At 69.9% G+C, this 15966-nt stretch carries 16 protein-coding genes; 3 read left to right on the forward strand and 13 right to left on the reverse strand.

All coding sequences use genetic code 11. From position 1 onward, the window contains the following. Positions 1–374: hypothetical protein (locus E1287_RS44740; RefSeq protein ID WP_207934225.1), on the forward strand; the 374-nt coding region annotated here is incomplete at its 5' end. Positions 375–429: 55 nt separating this feature from the next. Here the strand turns inward: E1287_RS44740 and E1287_RS43715 are convergent. Next, on the reverse strand, positions 430–1194 hold the full coding sequence (locus tag E1287_RS43715) for a fatty acid--CoA ligase family protein (RefSeq protein WP_165969012.1): 765 nt from the start codon (positions 1192–1194) through the stop codon (positions 430–432). Between E1287_RS43715 and E1287_RS15055 the strand changes: the two genes are divergently transcribed. Both E1287_RS15055 and E1287_RS15060 read left to right on the forward strand, forming a co-directional pair. Continuing rightward, positions 1147–1857 carry a S1 family peptidase gene (locus E1287_RS15055; protein ID WP_131965557.1) on the forward strand — a complete coding sequence of 237 codons (711 nt, stop codon included), beginning with the start codon at positions 1147–1149 and terminating at the stop codon, positions 1855–1857. The two genes, E1287_RS43715 and E1287_RS15055, sit on opposite strands and share 48 nt — an antisense overlap. 382 nt (positions 1858–2239) lie before the next feature. Further along, complete coding sequence (locus E1287_RS15060; RefSeq protein WP_131965558.1) at positions 2240–3034, forward strand: SAM-dependent methyltransferase; 795 nt, start codon at positions 2240–2242, stop codon at positions 3032–3034. A 356-nt stretch (positions 3035–3390) separates the two neighbouring features. On the opposite strand, the gene E1287_RS15065 is transcribed toward E1287_RS15060, so the two are convergent. The 12 genes from E1287_RS15065 to E1287_RS15120 all read right to left on the reverse strand — a co-directional run bounded on the left by E1287_RS15065 (position 3391) and on the right by E1287_RS15120 (position 15928). Further along, positions 3391–4254 carry a hypothetical protein gene (locus tag E1287_RS15065; RefSeq protein ID WP_131965559.1) on the reverse strand — a complete coding sequence of 288 codons (864 nt, stop codon included), beginning with the start codon at positions 4252–4254 and terminating at the stop codon, positions 3391–3393. A 613-nt stretch (positions 4255–4867) separates the two neighbouring features. Next, complete coding sequence (locus tag E1287_RS15070; protein ID WP_131965560.1) at positions 4868–5251, reverse strand: peptidase inhibitor family I36 protein; 384 nt, start codon at positions 5249–5251, stop codon at positions 4868–4870. 252 nt (positions 5252–5503) lie between these two features. Further along, entirely contained in the window at positions 5504–6565 is a 1062-nt protein-coding gene (locus E1287_RS15075) for a winged helix-turn-helix domain-containing protein (RefSeq protein ID WP_131965561.1), read from the reverse strand. A gap of 159 nt (positions 6566–6724) precedes the next feature. Continuing rightward, positions 6725–7663: a beta-ketoacyl-ACP synthase 3 gene (locus E1287_RS15080; protein ID WP_131965562.1), complete on the reverse strand. Its 939-nt coding sequence runs from the start codon at positions 7661–7663 to the stop codon at positions 6725–6727. A gap of 8 nt (positions 7664–7671) precedes the next feature. Then, positions 7672–8136 carry an OsmC family protein gene (locus E1287_RS15085; RefSeq protein WP_131965563.1) on the reverse strand — a complete coding sequence of 155 codons (465 nt, stop codon included), beginning with the start codon at positions 8134–8136 and terminating at the stop codon, positions 7672–7674. Beyond that, positions 8136–9179, reverse strand: a complete 1044-nt coding sequence (locus E1287_RS15090; protein ID WP_207934226.1) for a C45 family peptidase — start codon at positions 9177–9179, stop codon at positions 8136–8138. The genes E1287_RS15085 and E1287_RS15090 overlap by 1 nt, the downstream gene beginning before the upstream one ends. Continuing rightward, positions 9176–9790, reverse strand: coding sequence for a GNAT family N-acetyltransferase (locus E1287_RS15095; protein ID WP_131965565.1), 615 nt, complete (start codon positions 9788–9790; stop codon positions 9176–9178). Before E1287_RS15095 ends, E1287_RS15090 begins: the two co-directional genes overlap by 4 nt. 1 nt (position 9791) lies before the next feature. Then, positions 9792–10055, reverse strand: coding sequence for an acyl carrier protein (locus E1287_RS15100; RefSeq protein WP_131965566.1), 264 nt, complete (start codon positions 10053–10055; stop codon positions 9792–9794). Continuing rightward, positions 10045–11544 (reverse strand): AMP-binding protein, encoded by a 1500-nt coding sequence (locus E1287_RS15105; RefSeq protein WP_131965567.1) that lies wholly within the window; start codon positions 11542–11544, stop codon positions 10045–10047. Before E1287_RS15105 ends, E1287_RS15100 begins: the two co-directional genes overlap by 11 nt. Next, positions 11544–13541 (reverse strand): class I tRNA ligase family protein, encoded by a 1998-nt coding sequence (locus tag E1287_RS15110; RefSeq protein ID WP_131965568.1) that lies wholly within the window; start codon positions 13539–13541, stop codon positions 11544–11546. Before E1287_RS15110 ends, E1287_RS15105 begins: the two co-directional genes overlap by 1 nt. Further along, positions 13538–14623 (reverse strand): FAD-binding oxidoreductase, encoded by a 1086-nt coding sequence (locus E1287_RS15115; RefSeq protein WP_131965569.1) that lies wholly within the window; start codon positions 14621–14623, stop codon positions 13538–13540. The genes E1287_RS15110 and E1287_RS15115 overlap by 4 nt, the downstream gene beginning before the upstream one ends. A 3-nt stretch (positions 14624–14626) precedes the next feature. Then, complete coding sequence (locus E1287_RS15120; RefSeq protein ID WP_131965570.1) at positions 14627–15928, reverse strand: SidA/IucD/PvdA family monooxygenase; 1302 nt, start codon at positions 15926–15928, stop codon at positions 14627–14629. Positions 15929–15966: the final 38 nt, after the last annotated feature.

The raw sequence follows: 15966 nt of genomic DNA on the forward strand, positions 1-15966 counted from the left end.
CCAAAAAGCCCCCCACGAATACTCCCGCCCCCGGGCAACCGCATCGCAGCCCACCCGGCACGTCCTCGAGCCCCGGTTCCCCGAACTCGGCGGCACTGGCCGACCTTTGCCGCACTTATCAGGGCAAAGCGAAGAACGGTAAGCCCAAGAGCTCGACCGCGTCCCCACGGGTCTCCGCTTCGGAGTTCGCTCAGTTGGCCGCTGCCGCGGGCGGCCCCGAAAAGGTCGCCGACTACTGCGCGAAGACCCTGCCCGGCAAGCAACACAAGAAGAAGCCGGACGACCCTCCAAAGAAAAAGCCCAAAGATCCCGAAAACGAGAAGAAGAAGAAAAAGGGAACGCCGAAAAAGCCAAAAAAGGATTCCAGGAAGTAGGTACCTCCGCCGCTTCTGGTACGACGCTGCGATGCCGTCCGGGTCCTCTTGTGTCTCAGCCGGTCTCGGAGGCGGCGAGAGTCATGTCGGAGAGTTGTTTGCGGACGACCTTCCCCGCCGCGGTGCGCGGGAGGTCGGGTACGAACAGCACGCGGCGCGGCACCTGGTAGCCGGCGAGGCGTTCCTTGCAGTACGCCACGACGTCGGCCTCGGTGACCGTCGCGGGATCGGCGACGAGTGCGGCCGCGACGGCCTGGCCCCAGTGGTCGTCGGGCACGCCGTAGACGGCACAGTCCTGGACGCCCGGCATGGAGGCGAGTACGTCCTCGACCGCCCGCGGATGCACGTTCTCGCCGCCGGTCACGATCATGTCGTCCGCACGGCCCTCGACGTAGACGTAGCCGTCCTCGTCCACCCGGCCGACGTCGCGGCTGTTGAGCCAGGCGTCGACGATCAGGGCGCGGGACGCCTCCTCGTCGCCGAGGTAGCCGCGGGTGAGGCTGGTGGCCCGGAACCACAGCTCGCCGGACCGGCCCGTGGGGAGGCGTTCGCCGGTGGCGTTCCTGACCTCGACGTCCACACCGTTGCCCGGGCGGCCGGCGGAAGTGAGCCGATGCGCGTTCGACCCGGTCGTCCGGTGGTCCTCTGGCGGCAGGAAGCAAAGCCCTCCGCCGGCCTCGGTCATGCCGTACACCTGGGAGAAGTCGCACCCGAGGAGGTCGAGGCCCTCTTCCAGCAGCGTCCTAGTGATCGGTGACGCGCCGTAGCCGACGTGCTTGAGGGCGGGCAGGGATCGCGGGTTCCTCTTGAGCTCCTCCACGGCGCGACACCCGCCACCGTCGGCACCCAGGTCTGCCGCTCGGGCGGCACCACCAACACCCAGATCTGGTGCGGCACCATCAAGCAGCTGAACGCGACCGCCGACTACCCCGAGGGCGCCGTCACCGGCCTGATCCGCACCGACATCTGCGCCGACCCCGGTGACTCCGGCGGCGCGCTCTTCACCAAGACTGGCGGACAGGCGCAGGGCATCACGTCCGGCGGCTCCGGCTCCTGCAAGGACGGCCACGGCCCCGGCGACGAGGTCTACTTCCAGCCCGTCACCGAAGTCCTGCAGCTCCTGGCGCAGGACGGCCGCGAGCTGGTCACCGAGGGCGGCGGCCCCGGCCCCGACCGCTGCGACGGCTACCAGACCAGGCTGACCAGCACCTTGAACTCCGGCTCCAGCGACCACCAGCCCAGCGGCGACTACACCACCACCGCCTCCGGCGCCCACACCGCCTGCCTCGACGGGCCCGACGGCGTCGACTTCGACCTCTACCTGCAGAAGCTCAACGGCAGCACATGGCAGAACGTCGCGCACTCGATCAGCCCGACCCCGGACGAGACCATCACCTACAACGGCGCCCCGGGCACCTACCGGTACCGCGTCCACGCCTACAGCGGCACGGGCGAGTACACATTCGGTTTCAGCAAGCCGTGACAGACCTCCCCGGCCGCCCGCGTGCTCTCCACCTTCCGCGGGCGGCCGGGGACACCCCTTCCACCATTTCTGGCGCCCTCTTCGAAGTTGGCGAAACGGCAAACGTTGCGCTCGCTTTCCACCCCGACGCCCACCACAGCGAAACGCACCGCGACCGCCTAGGCCGGGTCGCCGCAACCCGGCGAACCACCGACTTGACCTTCAAGCCAGCCATCGGTTGTAGTCGGGAGCCCGTCGAGGCCGAGACGGACACGCACCCGCAGGACCCGACAGACCGCCGCCCAGCTGCCGATCACCTGCGGCCTATCCAGGACGCATTAGGTAAAGCAGACTTCGAGTGCTGCACCTGCAAGGTGGAAGACCGCTTTGATATCGTTGCCCCGTGGCTGCCGTCGAGCTGAATGTTGATGTGCCGCACTCGGCACGGATTTACGATTACCTCTTGGGCGGCAAGGACAACTACTCGGCCGACCGGAACGCCGCGGCCGCGATCGTGAAAGCGTCGCCGAGCCTGCCAGAGTCGATGCGGGTGAACCGGAGGTATATGGTCCGAGCGGCCCGTTACCTGGCCAAGGAGCGCGGCATCCGCCAGTTCCTGGATATCGGCACGGGTATTCCGACGTCGCCCAATCTGCATGAGGTCGTGCAACAGGTGGCGCCGCAGTCGCGGGTGGTGTACGTGGACAATGACCCGATTGTGCTGGTGCACGCCAGGGCCCTGCTCAATACGGTCCCCGAGGGGGCCATCACCTATATCGACGCTGACCTGCGTGACGTCCAGGCGATCTTGTCCGCTGACGAGTTGACCGGCACGCTGGACCTGACACAACCGGTCGCGGTGAGCGTGATCGCCATCTTCCAGTTCATTGTGAACGAGGATGAGGCATACCGCATCATCGATGCGCTGATGGCGCCGTTGCCCGCCGGCAGCGCATTGGCCATTTCCACAGTCACCGCGCACAACCCGCAGGCTCTCAGCGCGGCCCAGGAGTACACCGCCCGTGGTATCCCGGCGAAGGCGCGCACCAACGAAGAGGTGCAAGCGCTGTTCCGCGGCTTGGACCTGGTCGAGCCCGGCGTGACGCTGGTACACCGGTGGCGCCCCGATGACGAGGACGCCGATGTCGACGACGCCCACGTCCAAATGAGCGGCGGCGTGGCCATCAAGACTGGCTAGGGCGCGGTCGCCGGCTTCGAGGATCTCGTCGAGCCGGATGGCCATCCGTTCGGAGATGCCGATGTGCCCCTGGCGAAGCCTGGAGATTTGCGCAGGGTCGCATGGAACCTGCCTGGCCAGCGGACGAACGCCGATCCCGCGCCCGGCCAACGGTTCGGCCCCACGGCAATCACGGTGCAGGCAATCACGTTTGCGGCCCCCTCTCTACGGGGGCCACAACGTGAGCGGCCGTCGGCCCCCTTATGCCAGTGCCGCTCCCTTCCGGTCTTGATCAACGGGCCTAGCGGCCGTCTGTGCAGGCGGCCTGGCAATCACACGCACGCTCGTTTGTACTCGGAGTCCGAGTAGTCCCTGGTTCAGGGGGCGCAGATGGCGTATGCGGTTACGCTCCAGGGGTCGGGTGAACCGGCGCCTGGGGTTTCCCGTCCGGTCGCGGTGACGCTGGTGAGAGCCGTGTTCGGGACGACCCGCTCGCGGATGAGCGAATTGGTGTCGGGAAAGCCTCCGATCGAGGAGCTGCCGGCGTGCACGCGGGTGCCTGCCGGGCAGGTGGCGGTGGCTGACTTGGGCGTCGTGGAGTCGCTGGCCGACGATCCGAAGACCACCGTGCGGCTCGGGATCGGATTCGCGCAGACCGCGACGGAGTCGAGGGTCCAGGTGCCGGTGTAGCCGGTGTCATCAGGCACCGCCGGGGTCAGGACCTCGGCCGGGTCGAAGGGGTTGCTGCCGAGCAGCATCACCTGTCCCTGGCCGTTGTTGACCTGGCCGCCCATGCCGATGATGTGCTTGCCGCTCGGACAGAACGCTGAGGTGTAGGTCACACCTGTCGAGCCGGGTCCGGTGCTGGCGACGCGTTGCGTCCCAGCAGGCGCCGAGCCGCAGACGGCATGGGCTCTGACCTGCCAGCTGCCGCTGTACCCGGTCTCGTCCTCGTGCGCGCCGACCTGGTAGCCGCTCAGCGTAGGGGTCGGCCGCAGGCCGGTGAACAGCACCTCACCGGCCCCGTTGATGATCTCGCCGCCGCCGCCGAGCGCTACGGTGCCCGACGGGCAGGCTGCCGTGACGGACTTGGCCGTCGACGAATCGCCGGCTGTGGTGTTGCTGATCATTTGCAGATTCGGTACCGCTTGGGCCGGCGCCGTGATGATCACTTGGATCACCATTAAGACTAAGGCCGCCGCGATGAGGGATACCAGCCGAATCAGGCGATTTGTGGACATGATCCTCTCCGAATTCTTCCCCGATGATGCGGACAGGCGTGTGCACCTATCGTCGGCTGGGCCGGTTCGGACGCCAAGGCGGGGCGGAGGCCGGATCGCGCCATGCAGCGATCCGGTTGAGTGAAACTCCCACAGCACGGTGCCGGGTAGCCGACCTAGCTCGGAGCGCTAACGCGGGTGCTTCGCCGGCCGCAGCCGCCAACCTCTGCTGGACCCCGTGCTGCACCACGGCAAGATTGATCGCCAACTCTGCGCCGCGCCGGGTGAAAACGGCGTGCTCGGTCATCGCCTGCATCGCCGACGAGCGGCCGACGAGCCGACCTTGGTCGCTGAGTTGTGGACTGTGCGCGGTGGCGAGTGCGTTGGTGACGCGTTCGTCCATGGCCGCTCCGGTGGTCTCCAGCAGCCACGCCCATTGGACACCGTGGCCGCATTCCAGGAAATGCCATCCCCGGGAGAATGACGCAAAAGTCGAACACGCCCGGTTCCAGCTTGAACGAATGCAGGTAGCGGCGGCACCCAGCTGCGATGTGGGGCCGCGCGCGGTCGGCTCGCCACCGTTGAACCGACCGCGCGGTCTATGAGGTGACATCACGACCCGTGAGCGGGCTCCCTAGAAGAACAGATGGGACGACGCGGCGTCGTTTCCGACCGGTGTACCGCTCAGGTTCCAGCGCCGGCCGTCGGCCGGGACGTTCCATCCGGGGCCGTTCTGGTCGCCGTGCTTGAAAATGCGGACACCGCGCCCCGTGTTGTTGATGACGGACGAACCGGTGTCCTGGACCGTGCCGCCCGCCCGCGGATATTTGTCGTTGGAGTAGGAGTTGTCGGTGCGACCAGAGTCCCATAAGACGCTCCCGGTCGTGTCGCGGAAGACACAGAATTCCCCGCGCTCGCACACACCGTTCCCCGTCGCGGCGTGGGCCGGTGTGGCCACCAGCCCTGTGGCTACCACCGCCGCCCCTGCCGTGAGCGCGAGGAATGTTCCCTTTCTCATTGCACCTCCTGCGTCGAAATATGACTGGATCGGTTCTGCAAATTGCACGCGTTGGTCGCGTAACACGATCCTGACCGGCACCGGGTGCTGCGGCAATCCTTTCAACGCTGGCTAAAAGGATGGGTGAGATCACTGAACCGGGCGCGGACGGCCGAAGACACGGGAATATTCAGCGTGATCGTTCAATGGCGTGGGTGTGGCGCATCGCGTCCGCCGACTCGGGCTTGCCGACGAGTACCCGATCGGGCTGTTTCAGATGGGCGTTGGCGGGTCGCCCGGGCTGCCGGTCGTGCCGTCGAAGGCACCACCGGCCAGGAGTGTCTCACCGGTCGTCGTGGTGGTGTGCAGAACGGCCTTTCCAACCCGTTGCGTGGCGATGAGCCCGGCCTCTCGCAGCACGCCGGCATGCTGACTGGCAGCCGAGATCGAGACTCCGACACGGCGAGCCAGGCCACTGGTGGTGACCGGCCCGGCGGCCACGGCACGCAGCACCGCCGCCCTCGTGCGGCCCAGCAACGTGGCAAGCGCACGCCCGTCCGCGACCGGATCTGTCAGCGGCGACGGGGAGGCATCGGGCACGCCGGCGGCGGGGACGAAGAGCCACGCCTCCGGCGGCTCGTCCTCCCCCGCCGAATAGTCGAGCACCGGGATGGGCAGCGGTCGGCAGAACACCGAAGGGATCACGACGATCCCGCGACCGCCCAGATGTCGATCAGCCTCGCACGGGCTGGGAACCTCGAGCACCGGAGGCCGCCACCGCACGGCAGGGTGCAGATTCGCCAGCATGTGCTCGACGCCGAAGTTCAGCAGCGCTCTGCCATGCCCGGCGCGCTCGGCGTTCAGCCGTGCCTGGATCTGCGGCCAGTACGGAGCCACGATCGCCCGATGAGCTCGGCTCACGGCCACCCCGAGCAGATCGATGTACTCACGGTCGGCCTCGGCGATGTGGCGGATCCAACGGGGCAGCGGTGCCAGCGCATCGGCATAGGCGACTTCAGCGGACAATCGCACGGCCGTACGGGTGCGCAGATTCTCCACGGCGCCCTCGACAGACCCGGTGAGTCCACACAGGGTGAATAGATCGAACGACAGCGCATGAGGGGGCAATAACGGCGCGAGCATTGATAAGTTCGAGCCGCCCGAAAGTCGGGATCGGACGTCGGCATGCCACTGCTGTAACTTTCCACGCTCACCGCGCTGCCGCAGAAATCGGAACGAAAAAAGCGTCTCGGCAACCGGATCCGCCGCCGCTACCCTGACCCGCGAGAGATCTTCAATGGTGAAATGGAAACGTACAGTCGCCACGTCCGCCACCCCCGCCGATCGTGATAGCGACTATACGCCATGGCAACTCGATCGCCGGCTGCCTGACAACTCGCGGTGGCCGGCGCCGTAGTCGCCGTGACGCTTGTGCAACATGCATTGGTGTACGGGGCCGTGGCTGGGGCTGCGCCTTTCGGCCGTGCGCCTTTGCTATTCCAGGACGACCACCTGGCCTGCGTAGGACAGGCCGGCGCCGAAGCCGAAGAGGAGGACGGGTTTTCCGTATGGGAGGTCGCCGCGTTCTTCGAGTTTCTTCAGAGCGAGCGGGATCGTGGCCGCGATGGTGTTCCCCGACTCGGTGATGTCGTCGGCGACGACGGCGTCGCTGAGCCCGAGGCCGCGGGCGAGCCGGTGCACGATGCGCAGATTCGCCTGGTGGGGGACGAAGGCGGCGAGGTCGGCGGGGTCGATGGACGACCTCACGCAGACCTCCTTGGCGATCGGGGCGAGGCTGGTCGCCCAGCGGAAGACGGCTTGGCCGTCCTGCTCCAGCACGTGGCTGGACGGGCCGATCCCGATGAGGTCGGCCGATTCCCCGATGCTCCCCCAGAGCACCGGCCCGACCAGCTGCGTCTCGGCGGGCTCCAGGACGACGGCGCCGGCGCCGTCGCCGAACAGGATCGCGGTGTCCCGGTCGCCCCAGTCGAGCCAGTCGGTGGGCTTGTCGGAACCGATCACGAGCGCGCGCCGCGCGCTTCCCGCCCGGATGAGTGAGTCGGCGCACGCGAGCGCGGAGCAGAAGCCCGCGCACGCCGTGTTGACGTCGAACGCGCCCGGGCGGGGGAGGTCGAGAGCGGCCGCCACCCGCGCCGCCACGCTCGGGATCGGGGTGTCCGCCGTCGACGTCGCCACGATCACGAGGTCGATGTCGAGGTCCTTTCGGCCGAGCGCGTCGCGGGCCGCCGCCGCGGCCATGCCGACGACCGTCTCGCCGCGTCCCGCTACCCGCCGGTTGACGATTCCGGTCCGGGATCTGATCCATTCACCGGACACGCCGCAGCGCCGGCCCACTTCGTCGCTGTCCACAACCGCTTCGGGACGATAGGCGCCGATCGCGGTGATGCGCGAGCCGGCTGGAACGTCTAACACTTTCTCTCCTACTGTGCGGCGGCCGGCCCGCGCCGGATCGTCGGCGCGTGCGTGACGGGGAAATTGACGGAATTGGCGATGAAGCACATCTTGTGCGCGTCCGTGTGGAGGCGTTCGGCGATTTCCGTGGACGCCTCGGATCCGATGGTGACCTCGGGCCGGAGAACGACTCCGGTGAACTGGCCGCCGGATGGGCTCACGGTCATCGTGCCCTTGGGGTTGTCCTCGTAGGCGAGGACGGAAATCCCCGCCTGCTCGCACAGGTAGAGGTAGAGGAGCATGTGGCATTGCGCGAGCGCGGCGGTGAGCGTCTGCTCCGGGTTCCAGCGTCCGGCGTCGCCGCCGAAGGCCGGGTCGGCGGCGCCCGGGATGACGGGGACGCCGGGGGCGTGCACTTCGTGGTCGCCGTCGAAGCCCTTTTCGGGATCGCCGGTCCACGTCACCGTGACCTCGTATGTGTGTGTTGTCGGCATCAGTGATGGATCGCCTTCCGCGAGAGCTGGTACGTCCGGGTCGCGGACAATGCCGGGTCTCCGGGTCGCAGGTGCAGTTCGCCCCGTCCCGGGCGCATGACCACGGCCGCGACGGTGCGTTCACGCCGGATGTCGCCGTGGTCGGGGACCCTGATCGGCCGTTCGGCGAGCACCGCGAAATGCCGTTCGGCGTCCGCACCGCCGGGCAGTTCGGCCAGCCGGTCCTGGCAGGCGCGGTGGCGGAGCCGGGAGGAATTCCCGGAGAACGGGTTGAGCTCGTCCGCGGCCAGGAAATCCGCATGCAGGAAATGGTTGGCGTGGACGGTCTCCGGCGCCCGGTGCACGCGCGTCTCATCGCCGAGGACCTCGACCCAGGCGGCCTCATCCCGGTCGCACAGCGTCAGGGAGCGGGAGCCGGCGAGCCTCAGCCCGCGGAGCCGGTCAAGGGCCTCCGCCACGGTGCGCGACGTGTCGAGCAGATGCCTGATGGCCAGGTACGGCGGGATGCCGGGCCTCCAGTCCCCGCCGAGGACGAGGTTCAGCCCGATCGCCAGGCCGGCGCCGTTGAGACCGAGATAGCCGCACAGGCCGCCGATGCTCAGCACCAGCACGCCGGGGCCGCCCGGCCGGGCGATCTCCAGAACGGCGAGCTGGTCGTCGAGATCGCCGTTGAGGTCGACGGTCTGGGCGAGCACGCCGTCCCCGGCCCGGGCGTAGGTGGTGCAGTCGCCCGCGCTCGGGAGCCTGCTGTAGCCGAGGATCTCCCGGCGCAGCTGGAGCAGCCAGGCGTCCCGCTCGGTCAGCGAGGCCCCGGCGGCCAGCCCGCGGATCTCTTCGGCCAGGTCGGGCAGCGCGTCCTCCACCACCGCCCGGTGAGCGTCGATCATCGGGCCGGGGTCGGCGGCGTCCGGGGGCAGCAGACGGTCGAGGCGGGCGTTGCCGTCGGCCAGGAAGGCGCGGAGGCGCCCGGCGAGCGCGCTACCGTGCGCGCGGCCGACGGCGAACGGGTCCCCGGACGCGCGGACGAGCGGAACGTCGATCACCCGGTGCCCTCCAGCCGGTACGGCGCCGGGGTCTTCTCCAGCATCTCCTTCACCGTGGGCCATTCGGGCCGCAGGATGCTGTAGAAGACGGCGTTCCTGCGCCGTCCGCCCGGCATGTAGTTGAAGCTGCGGAGGATCCCCTCCTCCTGCGCGCCGATGTTGCGGAGACCGCGGCGCGCCTGGACGTTCAGCTCGTCGGTCTTGAACTCGACGCGTTCGGCGCCGAGCTCCTCGAACGCGTGCCGCAGCATGAGCAGCTTGGCCCATCGGTTGAGGTAGGTGCCGCGGTAGTCCGCGCCGAGCCACGACCAGCCGACCTCGATGCGCGCCTCGGCCTCCTGGATGTTGCCGAAGCTGGTGCTGCCGGCGACGCCGCCGGTCGCCCTGTCGGTGATCACGTACACCGCGCGCCGCCCGGCGGCCTGGTCGGCGAGCGCCTCGGCGAAGTAGCGCTCGTAGTCCTCGGGGGTCTCGATGAGCGCGACGAAGTAGCGCCAGATGTCGGGGTCCATCGCCACGGCGCGCAGCGGCTCGCGGTGCTCCTCGGCGATCGGCGTGAGCAGCGCGTGGTCGTTCTCCAGGACGGCCGAGGCGCGGGAGGTCCAGCTCATGTCAGGCCTCCTGCGGCAGGTGCCGGGTGAGCACGGCCACCAGGTCCCCGAGGGTGGCGAGCCGGGCCAGGTCGTCTTCGGTGAACCGGCTGAGCTCGACGCCGAGCTCCTCGCACACGCCGGTGAGCAGCATGACCTTCTTGAGCGACGTCAGCCCGTAGTCGTGGGCCAGGTCGAGGCCGAGGTCCAGCTCCCCGGGGGGCGTGCCGGAGCCGGACAGCCCGGCGAGACCGGCACGAGCGACGGATTCGATGTCAGTGGGCATGGACACCCTCCTTGGGATCGGCGATCTGGTCGGCGTGGGCGGCGTAGACCTGCCGCCGCTTCGGCTTGTACTGCGAGGTCAGCAGGCCGTTGGCGATGGAGAACGGCTCGGCCGCGACGACGACCCGGCGCAGCCGCTCGTCGGGGTCGCCGGCCCGGTTGACCTCGTCCAGGTGCGCGGCGATGGCGGCGGTGTCGGCGGGGACGCGCGCCGGGGAGACGACGGCGACGAGCTCGGTCTCGCCGGGGCAGTAGACGACGCATTCGGCGATGGCGGGGTGCGCCTTCATCCGCTCCTCGACCGGGCGCACCACGACCTTCTTCCCGTTGCCGAGCACGATCGTGTCGTCCGCGCGGCCGAGCACGTAGAGGTAGCCGTCCTCGTCGAGGCGGCCGAGGTCGCCGGTCCTGACGATCCCGCCGGGCAGGAAGATCCGCTCCGAGGCGCCGGGCTCGGCGTAGGCGTAGCGGGTGTTGACCGGACGGTCGCTGCGGACGTTGATCACGCCGTCCGCGTCGATCAGGATCTCCTTGCCGCGCACCGCCCTGCCGACGCTTCCCCGCCGGTGTGCGCCCGGGTGGTTCTTGGTGGCGATGCACGTCTCGTTGAGGCCGTACCCCTCGTAGATGGGGAGGCCGCAGTCGTCGAAGAACGAGAGGGTGGCCGGGTTGGCGGGCGCCGAGCCCGTCCACAGGTAGCGGATGCGCCCGCCGAAGAGTTCGCGGGCGGCTTCGCGCAGCGCCTCCGGGTCGGTGGATCCGGCCCGCCGCTCCACCTCCAGCCGGGCCGTGTCGAAGAAGGCGGGCACCCCCATGACGACGGTCGGACGCGTCCGCGCCATGGCGCTCATGGCCGCCACGTAGTTGGTCAGGGTGACGTCGTGCCCGTGCAGGAGCGCGGAGTAGATCCAGTACCGCTGCTGGAGCAATGACAGGGGGAGAAAGACGAACAGGTCGTCGCCCGGGACGTGCTGGAAGATCTCCTGGACGGCGGCCAGCGAGCCGTCGATGCTGCCGACCGTGGCCGCGAGGCCCTTGGGCGGGCCGGTGCTGCCCGAGGTGAACTTGATGGTGGTCACGTCGTCCGGCGCGTACCGGACCTCGGGCAGCGGGGCGCCGCCCCCTTCGGCCGCGGCGGGGACGTCGCCGATCGGCACGATCCCGGGGCCGGCGGCGTGCTGGTCGGTGAAGAGCAGCCTCATCCCGTACGCGGCCATCAGCTCGGGGGTCGGCCGGAACTTGCCGGGCTCCAGGCCCGCGGTCTCGACCTTCAGCCGGAGCGCGGCCAGGTCGAGGAGCACCCACTCCAGGCCGTTGGCGGCGAGGATGCCGATCCGGTCCCCGGCGCGCACGCCCTGCGACAGCAGGTAGCGGGCGACGTGGCCGGAGCGGCGGTAGAGATCCGGCAGCGCGAGCTCCGTCGTGCCGGAGAGTCCGGCGAAACGGATCCGCCCGCCCGGGGGCGGCCCGGACACCAGCCTGTCGATCATCACGCCTCCGCGCCGTCCGGGGCCACCGGCCGGAAGAACACCGACCCCGCCAGGGTGATCTTGTTTCCGGGCGGGACGAGCTCGACGCCGCGCGGCCAGGTCCGCGGCTCGGGCAGGCCCAGCGCCTCGGCCAGCCGGCCGGCGAACCGCGGCATGACCGGCGCCGCCACGTGGGCGAGCAGGCAGGCGGCCGCCAGCTCAAGGGCGACTCCGGTCCGCGCGTCGTCGGCCAGGCCGCCGTCGGCGAGCAGGGTCTCGCTCGTCGAGAAGCGGCGCGCGTCCGCGACGATGCCGTCCAGTTCCGCGGCGGCCTGACGGAGCGAGAAGCCGTCCGGGCCCAGGGCGCCGGTGAGCGCGTCCAGCCGCCGGCCCAGCCGGGCGTAGAAGGCACGGTGCTCCGGGGTCCAGTTGCCGGCGTCGGGCGCGACGCCGTCGTGGCCGGCCTCGATCCGGCGGCCGAGGTCGTTCAGCCAGCCCTGCCAGGCGCCGATCAGGTCGCGGTCCACGGCCTCGGTGAACGTCTTGCGCGTGAAGTCGGTGCGCGCGCCCTCGGCGCGGGTGCGCGACAGGAAGTAGCGGACGGCGTCCACCGTGTCGGTGCTGAGGATCTCCTTGCCCCAGATCGCATGCCGCCGGCTGGTGGAGAACTTGCCGCCGTCCAGCAGGTAGAACTCGTTGACGTGGTAGTCGATGTCCGGTTCCCAGTCCGGGTACGCGGCGCGGTACAGCACCGGGTAGAGGATCGAGTGGTAGAAGCTGTTGTCGTAGCCGAAGAAGTGGACGATCTTCCAGTCCGGCTGCGGGTCGGCGGCGCTCCAGTCCTCGCCGAGCCGCTCGCCGAGGCGCTGGATGCCGTGCAGGAACCCGTACGCCATCTCGGGCCACGCCCAGATGACCTGCCCTTCGACGTCGTCCTCCGCCGGGGCGACGCCCCAGCCGCTCGGGTGCGTGATCGGAATGTCGAGGGAGTCCCGCCGGAAGAGCCGCGCGGCCAGTTCGCGGAGCCGCGCTGGCACCCGTCCCTCGCGGTGATGGGTGAGGACGAAGTCGCGGTGCTCGTGCAACGGCAGGACGAAGCGGACCACCGCGCCGGGGACGGGGGCGGCGGCCGACGCCGTGGCCTTCGGGTCGGCCAGGTCGACCACGACGTTGGGCTCGCCGCACTCCTCGCAGATGTTGCCGCTGGTGACGGCGCCGCAGCCGGGGCATCCGCCCGCGACGTCCACCTCGTAGAGGTAGCGGCCGTCGTCCGGGTCGAACAGCGCCGCGGTCTCCTTCGGACGGGCCGCGCCCGAGGCGGCGATCCGCGAGAAGTACGCCCTGAGCCCGTCGGCGTAGGCGGGGTCGACGTTGGTCACCGTGTACTGGTCGAGCGGGATGTCCATCAGCGCCAGGGTGGCGGCGATCTCCGCGCTGTAGTGGGCGGCGACCTCGGCCGGTGTCTCTCCTTGCCGGTCGGCCAGGTCCGCCACGTAGCTCTGGAAGTCGTCGCTGCCGGTCAGGTGGTAGGCCCGTGCGCCGTTCATGCGCTGGAACCGGGTGAAGGCGTCCGCTCCGAGGTACGGGCCGGACAGGTGCCCGAGGTGCAGGTCCCCGTTGGGGGTCGGCGGAGTCGATAAGACGAACACCGGGCGGTCGCCGAAGCCGGAGCGGCCTGGCGGCCGGACGGCCTGCCGCAGCGCGCGGGACGCGTCCCGCCAGTACTGCGTGAAGAACACCAGGTCTTCCTCGCCCGTGTTGGCGAGGACGTGCGGTTCGAACGGCTCGAAGAGGGCCACCGACCCGGCGGGCGCCGGGTGGCGTTCGCCGTCGGCCAGGAACTCCCCGGCCCCGGAGACGATGACGAACAGCTCGGTCTCGTCGTGCCTGTGGGGCTCGGTGCGGCCGCCGGGGACGACCCGGCCCCAGGCGGCACCCACGCCGAGCCCTTCGACGGCGCTCATGCCGATGCCGAAGGCGGCGGCCAGCCGGTCCTCGGCGTACTTGTCGACGATCATCGGGTCTCCTGTGTGTCGAGGGAAGCGAGAGGGAAGAGCAGGTCGGCGGTCTTGACCGCGATGGCGGGCGCGAGCCGGTAGCCGGACCCGTTCGCGGCCCCGGCGACGACGACCCGGTGGTCGCCGGCCAACGGCCGGACCAGCGGGGTGCGGTCGGGGCTGTAGGCGTCGCAGAAGACGCGGCCGGACGCGCAGTGGGCTGCCATCTCGGGCGCGTACGCGGCGAGCAGCTCGCGTCCCGGCCGTAACTCCCCGGCGGTCAGACCGCGGCCGAGTTCGTCGGGCAGGACGTCCCAGTCGGTGCACGTGTAGCTGAACAGCCAGTGGCCGCGATGGGCGAGCGGCAGCAGGAACGCGTCCTCCTGCTCGAACACGATCGCCGGGTCGCCGGGGCCCGGCGGCAGCTCGACGTGCAGCGCGACCACCTTCTTGACCCGCGCGCCGAGGCCGGCGTTCCACGGGGAGCCCGGCAGCCAGGGGCCGACCGCCACGACGACCCGGCGGGCGGCCAGCCGCTCCCCGGTGGTGAGCGCCACCTCGACCGCGTCCGGACCCGGATCGACGGATTCGGCGCCGACCCCCTCGCGGAACACCACTCGGGGGCGGAGCGCCAGGGCGAGCCGCCGGGTGAGAGCCGGCACGTCGGCGTACTGGCAGCCCGTGCCCGTCCAGGCCAGGTGGCTGGACGGCACATGCACGGCCGCGGTGGCCGTCCGGTCCGGTTTCGCGGTGCGGGACAGCTCCGCCTCGGGCAGGTACGTCTCCCGGAGGTGCGCCTCGGCCTCGGCCGGGGCCACCACGGTCATGCGCAGCGGATGCACCGGAAGTCCGGGGTCCGCGGCCTTCAGCTTCGCGTAGAAGGACTGGCTGTAGGCGGCCATCTCCCGCGTCTCCGGCGCCGCTCCGCGCGGGAAGTGCAGGCCCGCGGAGAACCGGCTCGCCCCGCCCGCGATCTCCGCCCGGTCCACGACGACGACCCGGGCCGCCGGATCGCGTTCCAGGATCTCGCGGGCGGTGAGGCAGCCGGTGATCCCCGCGCCGATGACGACGACGTCCGCGTCCAATGCCACGTCCGTGTCCATGGCTCAGCCCGCCTTCGTCGACCAGCTGACGAACGGTTCGAGCGGCTCGGGGCTCCGGACGCCGAGCATCCGGTCGGCGATGCGCCGGCTCCGCCACGCGTTGAGGCTGAGGTTGGGGTCGGCCAGGCCGCGCTGAGAGCGGACGGCGTTCTGCAGGAAGACGTTGCGGTCGCTCGGGCCGTCCCAGCGGACGGCGAAGTCCTGGTCGACGAGGAACTCCTCGCCCTCACGCTCGAACCGGTGCGCGATCGGATCGAGGAACTCCATCGGCCCGCTCCGCATGCCGGTGGCCCAGATGACCACGTCGGCTTCGAAGTGCTCGATGGAGTCGGTGTCGACGTTGTGCCTGACCTCCAGGTTCCAGCCCCCGGGCGGGCTCGGGGTGACCCCGGTGACCTCGCGGTCCGGGTACAGGCCGGTGGCCGGCCGGCCGTCCTCGTAGACGAACCGCCGCAGGTAGAGGGCCTGGTAGATGGCGCGCACGGTGTCCTCGGAGATCCCGTCGCTGGCCAGGATGTGCCGGACGATGAAGTTCTGCCGGTCCTGCGGGTCGAGGGTGGCGAAGTGGTCGGAGTACCCGGGCATGAAGAACTCGTTGGTGAACGGCGAGTCGTCGATCGGGTGATAGTTGGTGCGCCGCGAGATCCAGATGACCCGTCCGGGCGTCTGCCCCGCCGCACGGGTGATCAGGTCGAGGAACGCCTCCGCCCCCGACTGGCCGCCGCCCACCACGGCGACGGTGAGCCCGCTCAGCCCGACGGCCTTGGCCATGAACTCGCTCACGTGGAACTGCGTGGCGTCCAGGTGCGGCCGGACGATCGGCGGGACCCACGGCCGGTTTCCCACACCGACGACCACGTTCTCCGCACGCAGCGTACGGCGCTGCGTCTCGACCACGAAGTCGGCGCCGTCGAAGTCGACCGACCGCACCTCCTCGCCGAGGACCACGTGCTCGTTGCGCCGGCAGGCCCATTCGAGGTAATTGCGGAACTCCTGCCGGGGAACGCTGTCGAACCGGGCGTTCAGGAAATGGTAGATCCTGCCCTTTTCCGCGAGGTAGGCAAGAAAGGAGAACGGGTTCGTCGGATCGGCGAGGCTGACGAGATCCTTGACGTGGGAGACCTGGAGGTTCGCCTCGGGTAACAGCTGGCCGTCGTGCCAGTCGAAGTCGGGCTTGCGGTCGAGGACCAGGTTCGGGATGTCCGGACGGCCGTACAGCAGCGACGCCAGGCTCAGATTGGCCGGTCCCGCGCCGATCCCGACGCAGCGCAGCCGAAGCGGTTCGGGGTCGTTGTCCAGCGGCATAGGTGCCCCCTTGTATGTCCTTGCCGGGCGAGATTCCG

The sequence above is a fragment of the Actinomadura sp. KC06 genome (assembly GCF_004348735.1).
Classification (GTDB): Bacteria; Actinomycetota; Actinomycetes; order Streptosporangiales; family Streptosporangiaceae; genus Spirillospora.